Genomic DNA, 16,504 nt, shown 5'->3' on the forward strand with positions numbered 1-16,504 from the left:
CCGCGCTCCTGCTCCTGCACCATCCAGTCGGTGGTCGCAGCGCCGTCATGCACTTCGCCCAGCTTGTGGTTGACGCCGGTATAGAACAGAACCCGCTCCGTGGTGGTGGTCTTGCCCGCGTCAACGTGGGCACAGATACCGATATTACGGTAGCGGTTGATGGGTGTAGTACGGGCCACAATAAGGTCCTCGGGGGTTGGGCAGCGCGATTAGAACCGGTAGTGCGAGAAGGCCTTGTTGGCCTCTGCCATACGGTGCACGTCTTCACGCTTCTTGACTGCTGCGCCCTTGCCTTCAGCGGCATCCAGCAGCTCGCCAGCCAGGCGCAGAGCCATGGACTTCTCGCCACGCTTGCGGGCGAAGTCCACCAGCCAACGCATGGCCAGGGCATTACGACGGGACGGACGGACTTCGACCGGAACCTGGTAAGTCGCACCACCTACGCGGCGGGACTTCACTTCGACCAGCGGAGCGATGGCATCGAGAGCTTTTTCGAAGGTTTCCAGGGGATCGGCCTTGCCGCGTTCCTTCACCTTGTCCAGCGCACCGTAAACGATACGCTCGGCAACGGCTTTCTTGCCGCTTTCCATCACGTGGTTCATGAACTTGGCCAGGATCTGGCTTCCGTATTTCGGATCAGCCAGCACTTCACGCTTGGCCGCTACACGACGTCTTGGCATTGATAAGCCCTCAAACGGTCTTCAGGTTAGCCCGGGACCATAACAGTCAAGTTACGCCCGACCTTACTCTTATCGACTCAGATAAATATAAAAACGCTATTACTTCGGACGCTTGGCGCCGTACTTCGAACGACCCTGCTTACGGTCTTTGACACCCGAGGTGTCCAGCGAACCGCGCACGGTGTGGTAACGCACACCCGGAAGGTCCTTTACACGACCGCCACGGATCAGCACTACGCTGTGCTCTTGCAGGTTGTGACCTTCACCACCGATGTACGAGGAAACCTCGAAACCGTTGGTCAGACGTACACGGCATACCTTACGCAGTGCCGAGTTCGGCTTTTTCGGCGTGGTGGTGTATACGCGGGTGCATACGCCACGACGTTGCGGGCAGTTCTGCAGCGCAGGCACGTCGCTCTTGTCGACCATGCGCTTGCGCGGCTTACGCACCAGCTGGTTGATAGTTGCCATCTATAGCTCCACTGATTGTCTTACGACACACAAACGAAATGACAGAGCATGCGCCCTGCCAATTTTCGGGGTACAAAATAGTAAAGAGGTTCTTGTACACCGTCAAGACAAAGCCCCGGCTATCGGGATAGCCGGGGCTTGTCGTTGATGCTTAGTTACCGCTCGAGTTCAGCGCTTCGGTCAGTGCGGCTTCCGCCTCGCTGGCACTCACACGCTGCGGCTTGCCGAGGTCGCGCTGACGCTTGCGCTCGCTGTGGTAAGCCAGACCGGTACCGGCCGGGATCAGGCGACCCACGACCACGTTCTCTTTCAGACCACGCAGGAAGTCGCGCTTGCCGGTGACCGCCGCCTCGGTGAGGACGCGGGTGGTCTCCTGGAACGACGCCGCGGAAATGAACGACTCGGTCGACAGGGAAGCCTTGGTGATACCCAGCAGAACGCGCTCGTACTTGGCCGGGAACTTGTCCTCGGTACCGAGCTGTTCGTTCTCTTCCAGCACCTGGGTGAGTTCCACCTGGTCGCCTTTGATGAAGCTGGAGTCGCCGGACTCGCTGACTTCGACCTTGCGCAGCATCTGACGCAGGATGGTCTCGATGTGCTTGTCGTTGATCTTCACGCCCTGCAGACGGTAGACGTCCTGGATCTCGTTGACGATGTACTTCGCCAGCGAGCTCACGCCCAGCAGGCGCAGGATGTCGTGCGGGTTGCTCGGACCGTCGGAGATGACTTCGCCGCGGTTCACCTGTTCGCCTTCGAACACGTTCAGGTGACGCCACTTCGGAATCAGCTCCTCGTACGGATCGCTGCCATCGTTCGGCGTGATGACCAGGCGGCGCTTGCCCTTGGTCTCCTTGCCGAAGGAGATGGTGCCGCTGATTTCCGCCAGGATCGAAGGCTCTTTCGGACGACGAGCCTCGAACAGGTCGGCAACGCGCGGCAGACCACCGGTGATGTCACGGGTCTTCGAGGTTTCCTGCGGGATACGCGCGACAACGTCACCGATGCTCACCTTGGCGCCGTCGGTCAGGTTGACCAGGGCGTTGGCCGGCAGGAAGTACTGCGCCGGTACGTCGGTACCCGGCAGCAGCAGGTCCTTGCCCGCGGCATCGATCAGCTTCACGGCCGGACGGATGTCCTTGCCGGCAGCCGGACGGTCCTTCGGATCCATCACTTCGATGTTGGTCAGGCCGGTCAGTTCGTCGGTCTGACGCTTGACGGTGATGCCCTCTTCCATGCCCACGAAGGCCACGGTACCGTCCACCTCGGTGACGATCGGGTGGGTGTGCGGGTCCCACTTGGCGACGATAGCGCCCGGGTCGACCTTGTCACCTTCCTTGACCGAGATCACCGCACCGTACGGCAGCTTGTAGCGCTCGCGCTCGCGACCGAAGTCGTCGGCAACCGCCAGTTCGCCGGAACGGGAAACCGCGACCAGCGCGCCGTCGGCACGAACCACATGCTTCAGGTTGTGCAGGCGGATGGTGCCGCCGTTCTTCACCTGGACGTTGTCGGCCGCGGAGGTCCGGCTGGCCGCACCACCGATGTGGAAGGTACGCATGGTCAGCTGGGTGCCCGGCTCACCGATGGACTGGGCAGCGATGACACCGACCGCCTCGCCGATGTTGACGCGATGGCCACGGGCCAGGTCGCGGCCGTAGCACATGGCGCAGATGCCATGACGGGTTTCGCAGGTGATCGGGGAACGCACCACCACTTCGTCGACGCTCATCACTTCGAGGAAGTCGACCCACTTCTCGTCGATCAGGGTGCCGGCCGGCACGATGACCTCGTCGCTGCCCGGCTTGAACACGTCGCGCGCGATCACACGGCCGAGCACGCGCTCGCCGAGCGGTTCGACCACGTCGCCGCCTTCGATGTGCGGCGACATCAGCAGGCCGTGCTCGGTACCGCAATCGATCTCGGTCACTACCAGATCCTGGGCCACGTCGACCAGACGACGGGTCAGGTAACCGGAGTTCGCGGTCTTCAGCGCGGTATCCGCCAGACCCTTACGAGCACCGTGGGTGGAGATGAAGTACTGGAGTACGTTCAGGCCTTCCCGGAAGTTCGCGGTGATCGGGGTCTCGATGATCGAGCCGTCCGGCTTGGCCATCAGGCCACGCATACCTGCCAGCTGACGGATCTGGGCCGCGGAGCCCCGCGCACCCGAGTCAGCCATCATGTACATGGAGTTGAAGGACTCCTGGTCGACTTCCTTGCCCTCGCGATCGACGACCTTCTCTTTCGAGAGGTTGGCCATCATCGCCTTGGACACTTCGTCGTTGGCCTTCGACCACAGGTCGATCACCTTGTTGTACTTCTCGCCCTGGGTTACCAGGCCGGAGGCGTACTGGCTCTCGATCTCCTTCACTTCGTCGGTGGCGGCGTTGATGATCCGCGCCTTCTCGTCCGGGATGACGAAGTCGTTGACGCCGATGGACACGCCGGAAATGGTCGAGTAGGCGAAACCGGTGTACATCAGCTGGTCGGCGAAGATGACGGTGTCCTTCAGACCCACCACGCGATAGCAGTGGTTGATCAGCTTGGAGATCGCCTTCTTCTTCATCGACTGGTTGACCACGTCGAACGGCAGGCCGGCCGGAACGACCTGGAACAGCAGCGCGCGACCGACGGTGGTGTCGACGATACGGGTATTGGCGGTCAGTTGGCCGTCTTCACCCTTGATCTTTTCGTTGATGCGCACTTTTACGCGAGCGTGCAGGGACGCCTGGCCGCTGCGGTAGGCGCGGTCGACTTCCTGCAGGTCGGCGAAGGCCATGCCCTCGCCCTTCGCGTTGATCGCTTCACGGGTCATGTAGTACAGACCCATTACCACGTCCTGCGACGGAACGATGATCGGCTCGCCGTTGGCGGGCGACAGGATGTTGTTGGTGGACATCATCAGCGCGCGCGCTTCCAGCTGGGCCTCGAGGGTCAGCGGAACGTGGACGGCCATCTGGTCACCGTCGAAGTCGGCGTTGTACGCGGCGCAGACCAGCGGGTGCAACTGGATCGCCTTGCCTTCGATGAGGACCGGCTCGAACGCCTGGATGCCCAGACGGTGCAGGGTCGGCGCACGGTTCAGGAGAACCGGATGCTCGCGGATGACTTCGGCGAGAACGTCCCAGACCTCGGGCAGCTCGCGCTCGACCATTTTCTTGGCGGCCTTGATGGTGGTGGCCATACCACGACCTTCCAGCTTGCCGAAAATGAACGGCTTGAACAGCTCCAGGGCCATCTTCTTCGGCAGACCGCACTGGTGCAGGCGCAGGGTCGGGCCCACGGTGATCACGGAACGACCGGAGTAGTCCACGCGCTTGCCGAGCAGGTTCTGACGGAAGCGACCTTGCTTGCCCTTGATCATGTCGGCCAGCGACTTCAGCGGACGCTTGTTCGAGCCGGTGATGGCGCGACCGCGACGGCCGTTGTCGAGCAGGGCGTCGACGGCTTCCTGCAGCATGCGCTTTTCGTTGCGCACGATGATGTCCGGAGCAGCCAGGTCGAGCAGGCGCTTCAGACGGTTGTTACGGTTGATCACCCGACGATACAGGTCGTTCAGGTCGGAAGTCGCGAAGCGACCGCCATCCAGCGGAACCAGCGGACGCAGGTCCGGCGGCAGCACCGGCAGGACGGTCAGGACCATCCACTCAGGCTTGTTGCCGGAGCCCTGGAAGGCTTCCATCAGCTTCAGGCGCTTGGACAGCTTCTTGATCTTGGTTTCCGAGTTGGTCTGCGGAATCTCTTCGCGCAGGCGGCCGATCTCGTGCTCCAGGTCGATGGCGTTGAGCAGTTCGTGAACGGCTTCGGCGCCCATGCGAGCATCGAAATCGTCACCGAACTCTTCGAGGGCCTCGAAGTATTGCTCGTCGTTCAGCAGCTGGCCCTTTTCCAGGGTGGTCATGCCCGGATCGATCACCACGTAGCTCTCGAAATAGAGCACGCGCTCGATATCGCGCAGGGTCATGTCCAGCAGCAGGCCGATACGGGACGGCAGCGACTTCAGGAACCAGATGTGGGCAACCGGCGAAGCCAGCTCGATGTGGCCCATGCGCTCGCGGCGCACCTTGGCCAGGGCGACTTCCACGCCGCACTTCTCGCAGATCACACCGCGGTGCTTGAGGCGCTTGTACTTGCCGCACAGGCACTCGTAATCCTTCACCGGGCCGAAGATCTTGGCGCAGAACAGGCCGTCGCGCTCCGGCTTGAAGGTACGGTAGTTGATGGTTTCCGGCTTTTTAACTTCGCCGAAAGACCAGGAACGAATCATCTCGGGCGAAGCCAGGCCAATACGGATGGCATCGAACTCTTCGATTTGACCCTGGTTTTTCAACAGATTAAGCAAGTCTTTCAAGGCCTTTCCTCCTCACGGACCCGGTGCGACCGGCCTTGACCAGCCGCACCGTCTAGCGTCACGTGTTATTCGGTTTCCAGTTCGATGTCGATGCCGAGCGAACGGATCTCTTTGATCAGAACGTTGAAGGACTCGGGCATGCCCGCCTCCATGCGGTGATCGCCGTCCACGATGTTCTTGTACATCTTGGTCCGGCCGTTCACGTCGTCCGACTTGACCGTCAGCATTTCCTGCAGGGTGTACGCCGCGCCATAGGCTTCCAGCGCCCACACCTCCATCTCACCGAAGCGCTGACCACCGAACTGTGCCTTACCACCCAGCGGCTGCTGGGTAACCAGGCTGTACGAGCCGGTGGAACGGGCGTGCATCTTGTCGTCCACCAGGTGGTTCAGCTTGAGCATGTACATGTAGCCGACGGTGGTCGGACGCTCGAACTGGTTGCCGGTACGGCCGTCGAACAGACGCATCTGGCCGCTTTCCGGCAGGTCGGCCAGCTTCAGCATGGCCTTGATCTCGCGTTCCTTGGCGCCATCGAACACCGGGGTCGCCATCGGTACGCCACCGCGCAGGTTCTTGGCCAGCGCGAGGATCTCGTTGTCGCCCAGCTCGTCGAGGTTTTCCTCGCGACCGCCGATCTCGTTGTAGATCTCGTGCAGGAACTTACGCAGTTCGGCGACCTTGCGCTGCTCTTCGAGCATGCGGTTGATCTTCTCGCCCAGCCCCTTGGCCGCGAGGCCCAGGTGGGTTTCGAGGATCTGACCGACGTTCATACGCGACGGTACGCCCAGCGGGTTGAGGACGATGTCGACCGGGGTGCCGTTGGCATCGTGCGGCATGTCTTCCACCGGCATGATCACCGAGACCACACCCTTGTTACCGTGACGGCCGGCCATCTTGTCGCCCGGCTGGATGCGACGCTTGATCGCCAGGTAGACCTTGACGATCTTCAGCACGCCCGGAGCCAGGTCGTCGCCCTGCTGCAGCTTGCGCTTCTTGTCCTCGAACTTGTCGTCCAGGAGCTGGCGACGATCGCTGATGTAGGCCTGGGCCTTCTCCAGCTGTTCGTTCAGGGCGTCGTCGGCCATGCGCAGCTTGAACCACTGGCCGCGCTCGAGACCGTCGAGGTAATCGTCGGTGATCTCCGTGCCCTTCTTCAGCGCCGGGCCACCTTCAGCCTTGGCACCGACCAGGGCGGCACGCAGACGCTCGAAGGTCGCGCCTTCGACGATGCGGAACTCTTCGTTCAGGTCCTTGCGGATCTGGTCGAGTTGCATCTTCTCGATGGACAGCGCGCGGGAATCGCGCTCGACGCCGTCGCGGGTGAAGACCTGAACGTCGATGACGGTACCCTTGGTGCCGGTCGGCACACGCAGGGAGGTGTCCTTCACGTCGGACGCCTTCTCACCGAAGATCGCGCGCAGCAGCTTCTCTTCCGGAGTCAGCTGGGTCTCGCCTTTCGGAGTGACCTTGCCGACCAGGATGTCGCCGGCCTGCACTTCGGCGCCGACGTAGACGATACCGGCTTCGTCCAGCTTGTTCAGCGCGGCCTCGCCCACGTTCGGGATGTCCGCGGTGATTTCCTCTGGGCCGAGCTTGGTGTCACGAGCGACGCAGGTCAGTTCCTGGATGTGGATCGTGGTGAAACGATCTTCCTGGACCACGCGCTCGGACAGGCAGATGGAGTCTTCGAAGTTGAAGCCGTTCCAGGGCATGAACGCTACGCGCATGTTCTGGCCCAGGGCCAGTTCGCCCATGTCGGTGGACGGACCGTCGGCCAGGATGTCGCCGCGCGCGACCACGTCACCCTTGCTCACCAGCGGACGCTGGTTGATGCAGGTGTTCTGGTTGGAACGGGTGTACTTGGTCAGGTTGTAGATGTCGACACCCGCTTCGCCGGTCTCGACTTCGTCATCCGCCACGCGAACCACGACACGGCTGGCATCGACCGAGTCGATCACACCGCCACGGCGAGCCACGACGCAGACGCCGGAGTCGCGCGCCACGTTGCGCTCCATGCCGGTACCCACCAGCGGCTTGTCGGCACGCAGGGTCGGCACGGCCTGACGCTGCATGTTCGAGCCCATGAGTGCGCGGTTGGCGTCATCGTGCTCGAGGAACGGAATCAGCGAGGCAGCGACGGAAACGACCTGCTTCGGCGAAACATCCATCAGGGTCACGTCTTCCGGCGCCTTCACGGTGAATTCGTTCAGGTGACGCACGGCCACCAGCTCGTCCACCAGTTGACCCTTCTCGTTGAGGGTCGCCGAAGCCTGGGCGATGACGTGGTCGGCTTCTTCGATCGCCGACAGGAACACGATCTCGTCGGTTACCAGGCTGTCCTTGACCACGCGGTACGGGCTCTCGAGGAAGCCGTACTTGTTGGTGCGGGCGTAGGTCGCCAGGGAGTTGATCAGACCGATGTTCGGACCTTCAGGGGTTTCGATCGGGCACACGCGGCCGTAGTGGGTCGGGTGTACGTCACGAACCTCGAAGCCCGCACGCTCACGGGTCAGACCGCCCGGGCCGAGCGCGGAGACGCGGCGCTTGTGGGTGATCTCGGAAAGCGGGTTGTTCTGGTCCATGAACTGCGACAGCTGGCTCGAACCGAAGAACTCCTTGATCGCGGCAGCCACCGGCTTGGCGTTGATCAGGTCCTGCGGCATCAGGCCTTCGCTTTCGGCCATGGACAGGCGTTCCTTGACCGCGCGCTCGACACGCACCAGGCCCACGCGGAACTGGTTCTCGGCCATTTCGCCGACGCAACGGACGCGACGGTTGCCCAGGTGGTCGATGTCATCGACGATGCCCTTGCCGTTACGGATGTCGACGAGGGTCTTGAGCACATCGATGATGTCTTCCTTGCTCAGGACGCCCGGACCTTCGATCTCGGTACGACCGATACGGCGGTTGAACTTCATCCGGCCTACGGCCGACAGGTCGTAACGCTCGGCGCTGAAGAACAGGTTGCCGAACAGGGTCTCGGCAGCTTCCTTGGTCGGCGGCTCGCCCGGACGCATCATCCGGTAGATCTCGACCAGGGCTTCCAGCTGGTTGCTGGTGTTGTCGATCTTCAGGGTGTCGGAGATGAACGGACCGCAGTCGATGTCGTTGGTGTACAGGGTCTCGATGCGCACGACCTGGGCCTTGGCCACCTTGGCCAGGAGGTCGAGGGTCAGCTCGGTGTTGCACTCGGCGATGATCTCGCCGGTAGCCGGATGCACGATCGCCTTGGCGATGGTACGGCCGATCAGGTAGTCGAACGGCACTTCCAGCTGACTCACGCCAGCCTTTTCCAGCTGGTTGATGTGGCGGGCAGTGATACGACGCCCCTGCTCCACGATCACCTTGCCGCTGCCATCCTTGATGTCGATGCTCGCGACTTCACCGCGCAGGCGCTGCGGGACCAGTTCCAGGTTCAGGGTCTCGCCCTTGATGTGGAAGACGTTGGTCGCGTAGAAGGCGTTGAGGATCTCTTCGGTGCTGTAGCCGAGCGCGCGCAGCAGTACCGAGGCCGGCAGCTTGCGGCGACGGTCGATACGGACGAACACGCAGTCCTTCGGATCGAACTCGAAGTCCAGCCAGGAACCGCGGTAAGGAATGATCCGCGCGGAGTACAGCAGCTTGCCGGAGCTGTGGGTCTTGCCACGGTCGTGGTCGAAGAACACGCCCGGGGAACGGTGCAGCTGGGAGACGATGACACGCTCGGTACCGTTGATGATGAAGGTACCGTTCTCGGTCATCAGGGGGATTTCCCCCATGTAGACTTCTTGTTCCTTGATGTCCTTGATCGCCTTGTTCGACGACTCGCGGTCGAAGATGATCAGGCGAACTTTCACGCGCAGCGGTACGGCGAAGGTCACGCCGCGCAGCACGCACTCCTTGACATCGAATGCCGGCTCACCCAGACGGTAGCCGACGTATTCCAGGGCAGCATTGCCGGAATAGCTGATAATCGGGAAAACGGACTTGAAGGCCGCGTGCAGACCGATATCGCGGAACTGCTCCTTGGTTGCGCCAGCCTGCAGGAATTCGCGATAGGAATCCAGCTGGATGGCCAGCAAATACGGCACATCCATGACGTCCGGCAACTTGCTAAAGTCCTTGCGGATACGTTTTTTCTCAGTGTATGAGTAAGCCATCAGCGTTCCCCAGCTTGGTCACCTGCTTGTTTGGCGTCTCCGACGGGAGCAGCCGGAAAATCTTGCAGACCCCTTGGCCTGCATTGCCCACTCGGGGCACTTTCACGTCTTGGGTGGAACGCCCGAGGCGAGTCCACCCAGAACGGAAAAAGGCCGGTGGCAAAAGCCACCAGCCATCAGCCTTTCGCTTGACGCTCGGGCTGTAGACGCAAGGTCGTCGCTTACTTGAGCTCGACTTTGGCGCCTGCTTCTTCCAGGGCTTTCTTGGCGGCTTCGGCTTCTTCTTTCGAAGCGCCTTCCTTCACCACGCCCGGAGCGCCGTCTACGACGGCCTTGGCTTCTTTCAGACCCAGACCGGTCAGTTCGCGAACGACCTTGATCACGTTCACTTTCTTGTCGCCAGCTTCGGCCAGGACGATGGTGAACTCGGTCTGCTCTTCGGCAGCGGCAGCAGCCGGGCCAGCAGCGGCAACGGTAGCGGCAGCAGCGGTAACGCCGAACTTCTCTTCCATCGCCTTGATCAGTTCGACCACTTGCATGACGGACATTTCGGATACGGCGTTGATGATGTCTTCGTTGGTCAGAGCCATGACTCTAATTCCTGTATTGGGGGACGGCCTGCGGCCATCGTATTAAACAAATAAGATTGAAAGCGCTTGCGAGCCGACTTAGGCGGCAGCAGCTTCTTTCTGGTCGCGAATGGCCGCCAGAGTACGAGCCAGCTTGCTGGTAGCGCCCTGAATCACGCTCATCAGCTGCGATACGGCTTCGTCGTAGGTCGGCAGGCTTGCCAGTACGTCGATCTGATTGGCTGCGAGGAACTGACCCTCGAAGGCAGCCGCCTTGATCTCGAACTTGTCCTGACCCTTGGCGAACTCACGGAAGATACGAGCGGCAGCGCCCGGATGTTCGTTGGAGAAAGCGATCAGGGTCGGGCCTTTGAACACGTCGTTGAGCACGTCGAACTGGGTGCCTTCAACGGCGCGCTTGAGCAGGGTGTTACGTACGACTTTCACGTACACACCAGCTTCGCGGGCCTCTTTACGGAGTCCGGTCATGGCGCCTACGGTCACGCCACGGGCATCGGCCACGACAGCGGACAGGGCAGCTTTGGCAGCCTCGTTGACTTCAGCGACGATGGCCTTCTTGTCTTCGAGTTTAATTGCCACGGGTTTACTCCTGGATGTTACCGTTTCGTCCAGCCGGGGCCGGACGTCGTTTTGGTGTCTGATTCGGTAACCGAATCGGGAGCACCATCTGCGTAGGCTTGTGGTTTAAGGCTTGCGCCACCTACGGTCTTGGATAGCCCCCGCCAGGCAGGGACCCCAATACCTGTGCAGCGGGCAGAACCCGCTGCACGATTTCACTTAGGCTTCCAGGGAAGCCAGGTCGATCTGCAGGCCCGGACCCATGGTGGTGCTCAGGGTCACGCGCTTGACGTACACGCCTTTCGACGAGGACGGCTTCAGGCGCTTCAGGTCAGCCAGCAGCGCTTCAACGTTCTGCTGCAGCTTGGCCGGCTCGAAATCGACCTTACCGACGGAGCTGTGGATGATGCCGTTCTTGTCGGTACGGAAACGTACCTGACCAGCCTTGGCATTCTTCACGGCGGTAGCGACGTCCGGAGTCACGGTGCCGACTTTCGGGTTCGGCATCAGACCACGCGGGCCGAGGATCTGGCCCAGCTGGCCGACGACACGCATGGCATCCGGGGAAGCGATGACGACGTCGTAGTTCAGGTCGCCGCCTTTCATTTCGGCAGCCAGTTCGTCCATGCCCACCTTGTCGGCGCCGGCAGCCAGAGCGGCTTCGGCAGCCGGACCCTGGGTGAAGACGGCAACGCGGACGCTCTTGCCGGTGCCGTTCGGCAGGACGGTGGCGCCACGAACGACCTGGTCGGATTTACGCGGATCGACGCCGAGGTTCACGGCAACGTCCACGGACTCCTTGAACTTGATGGTGGACAGCTCGGCCAGCAGCTTGGCGGCCTCTTCGAAGCTGTACTGCTTGCCGGCAACTACTTTCTCGGCAATCGCCTTCTGGCGCTTGGTCAGCTTAGCCATTACACACCCTCCACGTTCAGGCCCATGCTGCGCGCGGAGCCAGCGATGGTACGTACAGCAGCGTCCAGATCAGCAGCGGTCAGGTCAGCCTGCTTGGTCTTGGCGATCTCTTCCAGCTGGGCACGGGTAACGGTGCCGACTTTCTGGGAGTTCGGACGAGCGGAGCCGCTGGTGATGCCAGCTGCTTTTTTCAGCAGGACGGCAGCCGGGGTGCTCTTGGTTTCGAAGGTGAAGCTACGGTCGCTGTAAACGGTGATGATCACAGGAGTCGGCAGGCCCGGCTCTTGGCCTTGGGTCTTGGCGTTGAACGCCTTGCAGAATTCCATGATGTTCACGCCGTGCTGACCCAGGGCAGGGCCGACCGGCGGCGACGGGTTGGCCTGACCGGCCTTTACTTGCAGCTTGATATAAGCCTGGATTTTCTTAGCCATTTGCTACTCCAAATTCGGGTACAAGCGCCTGAAGGCTCCCCGGTTGCTTTCGCGTTTATCCCAGTGACGACAAAACCCCGCAGCCTTGGGCTGCGGGGTGAGGGATGCGTTTTCAGCTAGACCTTTTCGACCTGACTGAACTCCAGCTCCACCGGGGTAGAGCGGCCAAAGATGAGCACGGCCACTTGGATCCGGCTCTTCTCGTAGTTAACTTCTTCGACGACACCATTGAAGTCGGCGAAAGGACCATCGATGACACGAACGGTCTCGCCCGGCTCGAACAGGGTCTTCGGCTTGGGCTTGTCGCCGCTATCGGCCACGCGACGCAGGATTGCATCAGCCTCACGATCGGTGATCGGAGCCGGCTTGTCGGCAGTCCCGCCGATGAAGCCCATGACACGCGGGGTATCCTTCACCAGGTGCCAGGTACCTTCGTTCATTTCCATCTGAACCAGCACATAGCCAGGGAAGAATTTGCGCTCGCTCTTGCGCTTCTGGCCGTTCCGCATCTCCACCACTTCTTCGGTGGGAACCAGAATCTCGCCGAACTCTTCTTCCATGCCAGCAAGCTTGACACGCTCGATCAGCGAGCGCATGACATGCTTCTCGTAGCCCGAGTATGCATGCACAACGTACCAACGCTTAGCCACGGCGCACCCTTAACCTACAATCATGGAAACCAACCAACCCAGCAGGGAATCGAGCCCCCACAGCAGCAGCGCCATTACCAGCACTACCGCGACCACGATCAGCGTGGTCTGAGTTGTTTCTTGACGACTCGGCCATACGACCTTGCGAATCTCGACGCGCGCTTCCTTAGCAAGACTAAAGAAGGCCTGCCCCTTGGCCGTTTGCAGAGCCAGGAAGGCAGCGATCACCGCCAGAACGAGAATACCGAGAACGCGATACAGGATTGGTTGAGCCGAAAAGTACTGATTGCCCACAACGGCAACCACAACCAGAACGGCAACCAAGAGCCATTTCAAGAGATCAAAACGTGATTCTTTGGCTTCTGCCTTGGCATTCATCTGTTAGGAATCTCGTGAAGAAAAGCCAGATTTACTTGGGAAATCTGGCAGGCCAGGAGGGAATCGAACCCCCAACCTGCGGTTTTGGAGACCGCCGCTCTGCCAATTGAGCTACTGGCCTGAAGCAAAATCAGGCCGACCATTATGCCGGCCTGAGAGGGGAAGATCAACCGATATTATTCGATGATCTTGGCAACCACGCCAGCGCCAACAGTACGGCCGCCTTCGCGGATCGCGAAGCGCAGGCCATCTTCCATGGCGATCGGAGCGATCAGGGTGACAACCATCTTGATGTTGTCGCCCGGCATTACCATCTCTACGCCTTCCGGCAGTTCGCAGTTACCGGTCACATCGGTGGTACGGAAGTAGAACTGCGGACGGTAGCCCTTGAAGAACGGGGTGTGACGACCACCTTCTTCCTTGGACAGCACGTACACTTCGCACTCGAACTTGGTGTGCGGCTTGATGGTGCCCGGCTTGGCCAGTACCTGGCCACGCTCTACGTCTTCACGCTTGGTGCCGCGCAGCAGGATACCAACGTTCTCACCAGCACGACCTTCGTCGAGCAGCTTGCGGAACATTTCAACGCCGGTGCAGGTGGTCTTGGTGGTCGCCTTGATGCCGACGATTTCCACTTCTTCCTGGACCTTGATGATGCCGCGCTCTACACGACCGGTTACCACGGTACCGCGGCCGGAGATCGAGAACACGTCTTCGATCGGCATCAGGAACGGCTGGTCGATGGCACGAACCGGCTCCGGAATGTAGGAGTCCAGGGTCTCTACCAGCTTCTGCACGGCGCTTACGCCGATGCCGTTGTCATCCTTGCCTTCCAGCGCCATCAGCGCGGAACCGATGATGATCGGAGTGTCGTCGCCCGGGAAGTCGTAGGTGTTCAGCAGATCGCGAACTTCCATCTCGACCAGTTCCAGCAGCTCGGCGTCGTCGACCATGTCGGCCTTGTTCAGGAACACGACGATGTAGGGAACGCCCACCTGGCGGGACAGCAGGATGTGCTCGCGGGTCTGCGGCATGGGGCCGTCGGCAGCCGAGCAAACCAGGATCGCGCCGTCCATCTGAGCAGCACCGGTGATCATGTTCTTCACGTAGTCGGCGTGACCGGGGCAGTCAACGTGGGCGTAGTGACGAACAGCGGAATCGTATTCAACGTGCGAGGTGTTGATGGTGATACCGCGGGCCTTTTCTTCCGGCGCGTTGTCGATCTGATCGAAAGCACGAGCGGAACCACCCCAGGTGTCGGAGCAGACCTTGGTCAGTGCAGCGGTCAGAGTGGTCTTGCCATGGTCAACGTGACCGATGGTGCCGACGTTGACGTGCGGTTTGTTACGTTCGAATTTTTCCTTAGCCACGACAGTAAACCTCTTACTTAAAGGGCTGAATCAACCTTGTTTTTTAACCAGCGCTTCGACGATGTTCGACGGAGCTTCGGCGTATTTGGAGAATTCCATGGAGTAGCTCGCGCGACCCTGGGACATGGAACGCACGTCGGTCGCATAGCCGAACATCTCACCCAGCGGAACCTCGGCACGAATAACCTTACCGGAAACCGTGTCCTCCATCCCCTGAATCAGACCACGACGACGGTTCAGGTCGCCCATCACGTCACCCATGTAGTCCTCAGGAGTCACCACCTCTACCTTCATGATCGGCTCGAGCACCTTGCCGCCGCCCTTCTGGGCCAGCTGCTTGGTCGCCATGGAAGCAGCGATCTTGAACGCCATCTCGTTGGAGTCGACGTCATGGTAGGAACCATCGAAAACGGTAGCCTTCAGGCCGATGAGCGGATAGCCGGCAACGACGCCGTTCTTCATCTGCTCTTCGATACCCTTCTGGATCGCCGGGATGTATTCCTTCGGAACCACACCGCCCACGACTTCGTTCTCGAACACCAGGCCTTCGGTGATGTTGCCCTTCTCGTCCACGTCCGCGGCCGAGAAACGGATCCAGCAATGACCGAACTGACCGCGACCACCGGACTGGCGAACGAACTTGCCTTCGATCTCCACGTTGTCCTTGGTGATGGTCTCACGGTAGGCAACCTGCGGCTTGCCGATGTTGGCCTCAACGCCGAACTCGCGCTTCATGCGGTCGACGATGATGTCCAGGTGCAGCTCGCCCATGCCGGAGATGATGGCCTGACCGGACTCTTCGTCGGTCTTGACACGGAACGACGGGTCTTCCTGGGCCAGCTTGCCGAGGGCGATACCCATCTTCTCCTGGTCAGCCTTGGTCTTCGGCTCTACAGCGACCGAGATTACCGGCTCGGGGAAGTCCATGCGCTCGAGGATGATCGGCTTCTCGATCGAGCACAGGGTGTCACCGGTGGTGACGTCCTTCATGCCGATCAGGGCAGCGATGTCGCCTGCGCGCACTTCCTTGATCTCTTCACGCTGGTTGGCGTGCATCTGCACCATCCGACCGACGCGCTCTTTCTTGCCTTTCACCGAGTTCAGGACGGAGTCGCCGGAACTCAGGACGCCGGAGTAAACGCGGGCGAAGGTCAGGGTACCGACGAACGGGTCGGTAGCGATCTTGAACGCCAGGGACGAGAACGGTTCGTTGTCGTCGGCATGACGCTCGTCTTCGACGGTCTCGTCGTCCGGGCTGACGCCCTTGATCGCAGGGATCTCGGTCGGAGCCGGGAGGTAGTCGATGACGGCATCGAGAACCAGCGGAACGCCCTTGTTCTTGAACGAGGAACCGCAGACGGCCGGAACGATCTCGCACGCCAGGGTGCGCAGACGCAGGCCTTCCTTGATCTCGGCTTCGGAGAGCTCGCCCTCTTCGAGGTACTTGTTCATCAGCTCTTCGTTGGCTTCGGCCGCAGCCTCGACCATGCTGGAACGCCACTCTTCGGCCAGGTCCTTGAGCTCCGCAGGAATTTCTTCCTCGCGGTAGGTCATGCCCTTGTCGTCATCGTTCCAGTAGATGGCCTTCATCTTGATCAGGTCGACCTGACCAACGAAGTTCTCTTCAGCGCCGATGGCGAGCTGGACCGGAACCGGGGTATGACCCAGGCGCTTCTTGATCTGCTCGACGACGCGCAGGAAGTTCGCGCCCTGGCGGTCCATCTTGTTGACGTAGACGATGCGCGGTACGCCGTACTTGTTGGCCTGACGCCATACGGTTTCCGACTGCGGCTCTACGCCGGAGGTGCCACAGAACACCACGACAGCGCCGTCCAGTACACGCAGGGAACGCTCCACCTCGATGGTGAAGTCTACGTGGCCGGGGGTGTCGATGACGTTTACGCGATAGTTGTCGTACTGACCGCGCGAGCCCTTCCAGAAGGTGGTAACGGCAGCGGAGGTAATGGTGAT

General features: G+C 60.9%; 13 protein-coding genes and 1 tRNA gene. All 14 read right to left on the reverse strand.

All coding sequences use genetic code 11. The features are described from left to right. A partial coding sequence (locus tag HMPREF2716_RS01090; RefSeq protein ID WP_256548100.1) for a GTP-binding protein occupies nt 1-179 on the reverse strand: 179 nt, incomplete at its 3' end. Between the two features lie 30 nt (nt 180-209). Continuing rightward, on the reverse strand, nt 210-680 hold the full coding sequence (gene rpsG, locus HMPREF2716_RS01095) for a 30S ribosomal protein S7 (protein ID WP_003093742.1): 471 nt from the start codon (nt 678-680) through the stop codon (nt 210-212). 99 nt (nt 681-779) lie between these two features. Continuing rightward, the gene (rpsL, locus tag HMPREF2716_RS01100) at nt 780-1,151 is read right to left on the reverse strand and encodes a 30S ribosomal protein S12 (protein ID WP_003093744.1); all 372 of its coding nucleotides are present in this window, start codon (nt 1,149-1,151) and stop codon (nt 780-782) included. A gap of 151 nt (nt 1,152-1,302) precedes the next feature. Then, nucleotides 1,303-5,502 carry a DNA-directed RNA polymerase subunit beta' gene (gene rpoC / locus HMPREF2716_RS01105; RefSeq protein ID WP_003093745.1) on the reverse strand — a complete coding sequence of 1,400 codons (4,200 nt, stop codon included), beginning with the start codon at nt 5,500-5,502 and terminating at the stop codon, nt 1,303-1,305. 65 nt (nt 5,503-5,567) lie between these two features. Beyond that, the gene (rpoB, locus tag HMPREF2716_RS01110) at nt 5,568-9,641 is read right to left on the reverse strand and encodes a DNA-directed RNA polymerase subunit beta (RefSeq protein WP_003093746.1); all 4,074 of its coding nucleotides are present in this window, start codon (nt 9,639-9,641) and stop codon (nt 5,568-5,570) included. A 221-nt stretch (nt 9,642-9,862) separates the two neighbouring features. Next, the gene (gene rplL, locus HMPREF2716_RS01115) at nt 9,863-10,231 is read right to left on the reverse strand and encodes a 50S ribosomal protein L7/L12 (protein ID WP_003093747.1); all 369 of its coding nucleotides are present in this window, start codon (nt 10,229-10,231) and stop codon (nt 9,863-9,865) included. Nucleotides 10,232-10,309: 78 nt separating this feature from the next. After that, complete coding sequence (rplJ, locus tag HMPREF2716_RS01120) at nt 10,310-10,810, reverse strand: 50S ribosomal protein L10 (RefSeq protein WP_003093748.1); 501 nt, start codon at nt 10,808-10,810, stop codon at nt 10,310-10,312. 198 nt (nt 10,811-11,008) lie between these two features. Next, nucleotides 11,009-11,704, reverse strand: a complete 696-nt coding sequence (gene rplA / locus HMPREF2716_RS01125) for a 50S ribosomal protein L1 (RefSeq protein WP_003093749.1) — start codon at nt 11,702-11,704, stop codon at nt 11,009-11,011. Beyond that, nucleotides 11,704-12,135 carry a 50S ribosomal protein L11 gene (gene rplK, locus HMPREF2716_RS01130; protein WP_003093751.1) on the reverse strand — a complete coding sequence of 144 codons (432 nt, stop codon included), beginning with the start codon at nt 12,133-12,135 and terminating at the stop codon, nt 11,704-11,706. The genes rplA and rplK overlap by 1 nt, the downstream gene beginning before the upstream one ends. 116 nt (nt 12,136-12,251) lie before the next feature. After that, entirely contained in the window at nt 12,252-12,785 is a 534-nt protein-coding gene (gene nusG, locus HMPREF2716_RS01135; RefSeq protein ID WP_003108028.1) for a transcription termination/antitermination protein NusG, read from the reverse strand. Nucleotides 12,786-12,794: 9 nt separating this feature from the next. Continuing rightward, a complete protein-coding gene (gene secE / locus HMPREF2716_RS01140) occupies nt 12,795-13,163 on the reverse strand; it encodes a preprotein translocase subunit SecE (protein ID WP_003108030.1) in 369 nt (122 codons plus the stop codon). 45 nt (nt 13,164-13,208) lie between these two features. Continuing rightward, nucleotides 13,209-13,284, reverse strand: a tRNA-Trp gene (locus HMPREF2716_RS01145). Between the two features lie 55 nt (nt 13,285-13,339). Next, nucleotides 13,340-14,533, reverse strand: a complete 1,194-nt coding sequence (gene tuf / locus HMPREF2716_RS01150; protein ID WP_003115146.1) for an elongation factor Tu — start codon at nt 14,531-14,533, stop codon at nt 13,340-13,342. Between the two features lie 30 nt (nt 14,534-14,563). Next, nucleotides 14,564-16,504: elongation factor G (gene fusA / locus HMPREF2716_RS01155; protein WP_070621779.1), on the reverse strand; the 1,941-nt coding region annotated here is incomplete at its 5' end.

The organism is Pseudomonas sp. HMSC076A11 (genome assembly GCF_001810205.1).
Lineage (GTDB): Bacteria > Pseudomonadota > Gammaproteobacteria > Pseudomonadales > Pseudomonadaceae > Pseudomonas > Pseudomonas aeruginosa.